Annotated in this window: 6 protein-coding genes; 4 read left to right on the plus strand and 2 right to left on the minus strand. The window is 74.2% G+C overall.

The window, feature by feature from the left end:
- The 3 genes from ACFWXO_RS44695 to ACFWXO_RS44705 form a co-directional block, all read left to right on the plus strand.
- Window positions 1-1,281: MFS transporter (locus ACFWXO_RS44695; RefSeq protein ID WP_380532831.1), on the plus strand; the 1,281-nt coding region annotated here is incomplete at its 5' end.
- Between the two features lie 172 nt (window positions 1,282-1,453).
- Window positions 1,454-1,828, plus strand: a complete 375-nt coding sequence (locus ACFWXO_RS44700; RefSeq protein ID WP_380532834.1) for a glyoxalase — start codon at window positions 1,454-1,456, stop codon at window positions 1,826-1,828.
- Entirely contained in the window at window positions 1,789-2,421 is a 633-nt protein-coding gene (locus ACFWXO_RS44705) for a hypothetical protein (RefSeq protein ID WP_380532837.1), read from the plus strand. The genes ACFWXO_RS44700 and ACFWXO_RS44705 overlap by 40 nt, the downstream gene beginning before the upstream one ends.
- Here the strand turns inward: ACFWXO_RS44705 and ACFWXO_RS44710 are convergent.
- Window positions 2,387-2,977: a TetR/AcrR family transcriptional regulator gene (locus tag ACFWXO_RS44710; RefSeq protein WP_380532839.1), complete on the minus strand. Its 591-nt coding sequence runs from the start codon at window positions 2,975-2,977 to the stop codon at window positions 2,387-2,389. The two genes, ACFWXO_RS44705 and ACFWXO_RS44710, sit on opposite strands and share 35 nt — an antisense overlap.
- A gap of 141 nt (window positions 2,978-3,118) precedes the next feature.
- Here ACFWXO_RS44710 and ACFWXO_RS44715 point away from each other — a divergent pair, with 141 nt between their 5' ends.
- Entirely contained in the window at window positions 3,119-3,889 is a 771-nt protein-coding gene (locus ACFWXO_RS44715) for a phytanoyl-CoA dioxygenase family protein (protein ID WP_380532842.1), read from the plus strand.
- A gap of 67 nt (window positions 3,890-3,956) precedes the next feature.
- Here the strand turns inward: ACFWXO_RS44715 and ACFWXO_RS44720 are convergent, their stop codons facing one another.
- A complete protein-coding gene (locus ACFWXO_RS44720; protein WP_380532845.1) occupies window positions 3,957-5,093 on the minus strand; it encodes an alpha/beta hydrolase family protein in 1,137 nt (378 codons plus the stop codon).
- Window positions 5,094-5,234: the final 141 nt, after the last annotated feature.

The raw sequence follows: 5,234 nt of genomic DNA on the forward strand, positions 1-5,234 counted from the left end.
GGGGTGGCCTCGGTGGTCGCCGCCTGGACCAGCGACCCGGCCGCGCTGATCGCTGCCCGGGCGGCGCTCGGGGTGGCCGGCGCGACGCTGATGCCCTCCACGCTGGCGCTGATCACCACGATGTTCCCCGACCCCCGCCAGCGCGGGATGGCCATCGCGGTGTGGGTGACGATGTTCTCGGTCGGCATCGCGCTCGGCCCGGTGGTCGGCGGCGCCATGCTGGAGTACTTCTGGTGGGGCTCGGTCTTCCTGCTGGCCATCCCGATCATGGCGCTGCTGCTGATCGCCGGCCCGGTGCTGCTGCCGGAGTACCGCGACGAGAACGCCGGCCGTCTCGACCTGGCCAGCGTGCTGCTGTCGCTCGGCGCGATCCTGCCGGTGATCTACGGGCTCAAGGAGATCGCCAAGGGCGGGGCGGGCGTGCTGCCGGTGCTGGCCCTGGTGGTCGGCCTGGCCGTGGCGGGCGCCTTCGTCCGGCGCCAGCGCACGCTGGCCAGCCCGCTGCTGGACTTCCGGCTGTTCGCCGGCCCCACCTTCCGCACCGCGCTGGCCACCCTGCTGGTCAGCATGCTGGTGGCGGGCGGCACCTACCTGTTCGTCACCCAGTACCTCCAGCTCGTCGGCGACCTGTCGCCCATGACGGCGGGCCTCTACCTGCTGCCGGCGGCCTTCGCGCTGATCGTCACCTCGGTGGTCTCCCCGATCGCCGCGGCCAAGGTGCGGCCCGCGTACGTCGTCGCGGCCGGTCTGGCGGTGTCGGCGCTGGGCCACGTCATGCTGGCGACGGCCGACAGCACCTCCGGCATCGCCCAGGTGGTCACCGGCTTCGCCTTCGTCTACGCGGGCGGCGGCCCGCTGGTGGCCCTCGGCACGGACATCGTGGTCGGCTCGGCCCCGCCGGAGCAGGCCGGTGCGGCCTCGGCCCTCTCGGAGACCAGCACCGAGCTGGGCATGGCGCTCGGCGTGGCGCTGCTCGGCAGCCTCGGTGCGGCCGTCTACCGGGCCGGGGTGGAGGTGCCCGGCGGGGTGTCCGACGACGCGGCCGGCACGCTCGCCGGGGCGGTGGAGGCGGCCAAGGGCCTGCCCGCCGATGCGGCGGGCGCGTTCCTGGACTCCGCCCGGGCCGCGTTCACCGACGGCATGAACGTCATCGGCGGGATCGGGGCCGTGCTGGCACTCGCCAGCGCGGTGCTGGTGGTCCTGGTGATCAAGGCCCCGCCGGCGGGGGCCGGGGCGGAGGAGGAGGCCGGCGCGGAGCCGGTGGTGGCCGCGGTGGAGTAGCGCCGGTCGGCGGCGCAGCCGCAGCGCCCGACGGCCGGTCCGGGACGGGACCGGCCGTCGGCGCATGTCCGGACGCCGTCCGCCGTGCCGTGTCCGGCGATGGCCGCCACCGACCGTGTTGACATACCGACGGTACGCAAATAGGTTCAGTTGACATACCGTTGGTACGTGAATGGGGATGCCGTCCATGCTGGCCAGCTTCCGTCCGGTGATCTGTACGTCCCGCCTCGACGAGACCCGCGCGTTCTACGCCGGGCGCTTCGGCTTCGAGACGGTGCGCGAGGCGCCCTGGTGTCTCGTCCTCGGCCGCCCCGCCCCCCAGCCCGTCGAACTCACCCTCGTGGACCCGTCCCACCCGGAGGCGCCCGAGGAGTGGAAGCGGCCGGTGCGCGCGGTGCGGATCGTCCTGGAGGCGGACACCGGGGGCGGGCGAACGGTCGTGGACCCCAACGGCGTCCGCGTCGACGTCGTACCGACAACTGCGAGGGACCCAAGGGGAGAGGTGCCATGGCAGGAAGAATCGATCCCGACACGGCGGCCGCGGTGATGCGCGCGGCGGGCCTGGAGCCGTTGGAGCCCTACCCGGGCGCCAACGTGGCCTGGAACTGCCGCTGCACCGCCGGCGCCCACCGCGTCGCGCCCACCTTCACCCTGGTGCGCACCGGCCGGAGCGCCGGCTGCCGCGAGTGCGGGCGTACCGCCGCCGGCCGTCGGCGCCGCGCGGCCGGCCAGGAGCGTGCGGAGGCGGACATGCGGGCGGCCGGCTACGAGCCGCTCGACCCCTACCCGGGCGCCCGGGTGCGCTGGCGCTGCCGCCACCTGCCCTGCGGCCGGACCGTCCACCCCCGGCTGTTCAAGATCCGTGCGGGCGGCGGGGGTTGCCTCACCTGCGCGGGCCGCGCCCCGGTGGACCCGGCCGCCGCGGTGGCCGAGATGCGCGCGGTCGGCATGGAGCCGCTGGAGCCCTTCCCCGGCCGGGTGCGCGACCAGTGGCGCTGCCGCTGCACCCGGTGCGGCCACATCGGCACCCCGATGCTCAACAACATCCGCCGCGGCCAAGGCGGTTGCTACCCCTGCGCGCACCGCCACCGGCAGCCGTCCCGGCTCACCGCGCGCGCAGCGCCTCAAGCAGTCGGGTGAGCGCCCGGACGGTGTCCGCCAGGTCGTCGGGGCCGCCCGAGGCCGCCAGCCACAGGGCCGCCTCGTTCATCGCACCCGACAGCAGGTGGGTGAGCGGCGCGGCCGGCTGGGCGGGGATCGTCCCCTCGGCGATCAGCACGGCGAGCACATCGGCCAGGTGCCGGCCGGAGGTGGCCTCGTTCATGGCCCGCCACTCGCTCCAGCCCAGCACGGCAGGCCCGTCGACCAGCAGGATGCGCTGGACCGACGGGTCGGTGGAGGTGCTGAGGAAGGCCTCGCACCCGGCGACCAGCTGCTCCCACGGCTCCTCCCGGGCGTCCGCGGTCACCGCGATCCGCTCGGCCACCTCCTGCTGCACCTGCTCCAGCACGGTGCGGAACAACGCGGTCTTGCTGTCGAAGTGGTGGTACAGCGCGCCCTTGGTCACCCCGGCCGCCGCCACGATCTCCGCCAGCCCCACGGCGCCGTACCCCTCCGTCGAGAACAGCCGCCTGCTCTCGCGCAGCAGCGACTGCCGGGTCTGCTCCCGCTGCCGGGCCCGCACTCCCTGCGCCATCGTGGCCCCCTGTCCTTGACGTACTGAAGGTATGCCAACAAGGTACCGGCCCGACACCCCTCCCACCGGCCCCGGTCACCCGACATCCCCCGCACCGCTTCTGTCGGGTCACCGGGGCCGGTGGCGCCGCAGGATGGGGGCATGGACGACACGACCTTGACCTCCCGCTTCCTCCGCGACGGCTTCGTGAAGCTGGAGGGCGCCGTCGCGCCCCGGGTGGCCGCCGACTGCGAGCGGCTGCTGTGGCGCGAGACGGGCTGCGACCCGGACGACCCGGCGACCTGGACCCAGCCCGTCCACCGGGTGGGCGGCCTGGCCCAGGGCCCGTTCGCCGCCGCCCCCAACTCCCCGGCGCTGCACCACGCGTACGACCTGCTGGTCGGTGCCGGGCGCTGGGAGCCGCGCTACTCGCTCGGCACCTTCCCGCTGCGCTTCCCGCACCCGGAGGAGCCGGACGACGCGGGCTGGCACATCGAGGGGAGCTACCTGCCGGCCGGCGAGACCTGGTACTTCACGAACCTGCGCTCCCGGGACCGGGCGCTGCTGATGCTGTTCCTGTTCAGCGAGGTCGGCGAGGAGGACGCCCCGACCCGGATCAGGGTCGGCTCGCACCTCGACGCGCCGAAGGTGCTGGCGGAGTACGGGGAGGACGGCGCGAGCGGGTTGGCGCTCGCCCCCGCCCTGGTCGCCGCCTCCGACCACCGGCCGGTCGCCTTCGCCACCGGCTCCCCGGGCGACGTCTACCTGTGCCACCCGTTCCTGGTGCACGCGGCGCAGCCGCACCACGGGCGGCGGCCGCGCTTCATGGCCCAGCCGCCGCTGATGCCGGCCGCACCGTACGAGCTGGAGCGGGCCGACGGCGCCTACTCGCCGGTGGAGCTCGCGATCCGCCGGGGCCTGGGGCTGTCCTAGGGTGTGTCTGACACACCCTGGCGGGCCACCCGGTTCAGGACGCGGGGGTGGGTGCACGGGCGCTGAACTAGTCCTGGAAGACCACTTCCGGATTGTCCGCCGAGGGGCCGTCCAGCAGCGGGCTGGGGATCCCCTCCAGCGTCCGGTCGAAGAACGCCGTCACGTACGCGCGGGTGATCGCCACCCCGCGCTCCGGGGAGAGGGGCGGCGTCGGGAACCCGGCCTGCTCCTGGATCAGGTCCAGGTCGGAGAAGCTGAAGTGGTCGGCGCCGGCGACCGTCAGCCACTTCTTGTAGCCGCCGAGGGCCGCCCAGGCGTCCCCCCACGTGGTGTCGGTGCCGCTGGGCGAGTGGCTGTCGGTGATGCCCAGCATGAGGAACGGCCGGTCGATCCGGCCGGGCGCCGGGGCCGGTTTGAAGGCGCCGTCCAGGTTCACCCCGGCCCGTACGCGCGGGTCGGCGACCATCGTGTCGGCGGCCGCCGCTCCGCCGATGGAGTGTCCGGCCATGCCGATCTGGTGCTTGTCGATGAGGTGCGCCAGGGGCCACGCGGTGTTGCCGTGCGTCAACCGGTCGATCACGAAGGACGCGTCCAGCGCACGGTTGGCGGGGACGGAGTCGACCTTCGTCGGGTCACCGCAGATCGCGCACGGCGGTGTCCGGCCGTTCGCCAGCGTCTCACCGCTGTCCCCGTTGGTGTCGCCGACGAGCGCGACGACGTAACCGTGGCTGGCCAGCTCGGTCGCGAGCGAGGTGAGCGTCATGCGCGGGTTCTCGAACGCGGGGGAGAGGACCACCAGCGGATGCTTGCCGCGCTGCGGCCGCGCGCCGTCGAAGGCGTGGGTGGTGACGCTGGAAAGGGTCTGCGGGGTGACGCCGGAGCTCGCCGGCACGTTCCGGCGCTGGAGGATTCCGGCTGCCTCGGCGAGGGTCGTGTAAGGGGCCGGAGTGCCGGTCCCGGGGACGGCCGGGTAGACCATCGTGACGGCTAGTTGGCGGGGGCCGGACGACGGCACCCACGGGTCGGGACGGCTCTCGTCGGTGAGGTGGATGACGTCCTCGCCGGCGGCGTAGGGGCCGGTCGGTGCGGGGAGTGCGCCTTGGAAGGTCCGCGTGGCCGCCGGTGTGGCCGCCGGTGTGGCCGACGGCGCGGTCGTGGCGGCGAACCCGGCGCCGGTTCCGGTGACGAGGGCGGCGAGCGCCAACGCCGCGACAGCGCCCGTTCCGGTGATTGCGTTTCATGGGAGGGACGCTAGTGTCCTGAGTCCTTGATCCGTCGTTGGTCAGTGCATGGGACGTCCTGGGCCGAGGCTGGCCGAGCTGGTGTTGTCGGATCACGAGCGGCA

Source organism: Kitasatospora sp. NPDC059088 (genome assembly GCF_042738155.1).
GTDB lineage: Bacteria > Actinomycetota > Actinomycetes > Streptomycetales > Streptomycetaceae > Kitasatospora.

Bases quoted from the DNA above. Each gene is read 5' to 3' on its own strand.
- ACFWXO_RS44700 (WP_380532834.1), top strand. From the start codon at position 1,454: ATGGGGATGCCGTCCATGCTGGCCAGCTTCCGTCCGGTGATCTGTACG.
- ACFWXO_RS44705 (WP_380532837.1), top strand. From the start codon at position 1,789: ATGGCAGGAAGAATCGATCCCGACACGGCGGCCGCGGTGATGCGCGCG.
- ACFWXO_RS44710 (WP_380532839.1), bottom strand. From the start codon at position 2,977: ATGGCGCAGGGAGTGCGGGCCCGGCAGCGGGAGCAGACCCGGCAGTCG.
- ACFWXO_RS44715 (WP_380532842.1), top strand. From the start codon at position 3,119: ATGGACGACACGACCTTGACCTCCCGCTTCCTCCGCGACGGCTTCGTG.